Origin of the sequence: Endozoicomonas sp. OPT23 (genome assembly GCF_009653635.1) — a bacterium.
Taxonomy (GTDB): domain Bacteria; phylum Pseudomonadota; class Gammaproteobacteria; order Pseudomonadales; family Endozoicomonadaceae; genus Endozoicomonas_A.
In genome coordinates this window covers 2,336-2,537 of record NZ_PPFD01000016.1, presented here as the reverse complement: position 1 = coordinate 2,537, position 202 = coordinate 2,336, and the positions used below count along the sequence as shown (strand labels likewise).

The following is a 202-nucleotide window of genomic DNA, read 5'->3' as shown; positions in this document are numbered from 1 at the left end:
GGCGTCACACCGTATACGTCCACTTACGTGTTAGCACAGTGCTGTGTTTTTAATAAACAGTCGCAGCCACCTGGTATCTTCGACCGCCGATAGCTTAGGAAGCAAGTTCCATCACCATCAGCGGCGCACCTTCTCCCGAAGTTACGGTGCCATTTTGCCTAGTTCCTTCACCCAAGTTCTCTCAAGCGCCTTGGTATTCTCT

Annotated in this window: 1 rRNA gene (only partly in view); it reads right to left on the bottom strand. The window is 51.0% G+C overall.

Going from position 1 to position 202, the window contains the following annotated elements:
* Positions 1–202, bottom strand: a 23S ribosomal RNA gene (locus EOPP23_RS21245) (its annotated part continues 1,497 nt past the right edge of the window); the annotation flags it as partial.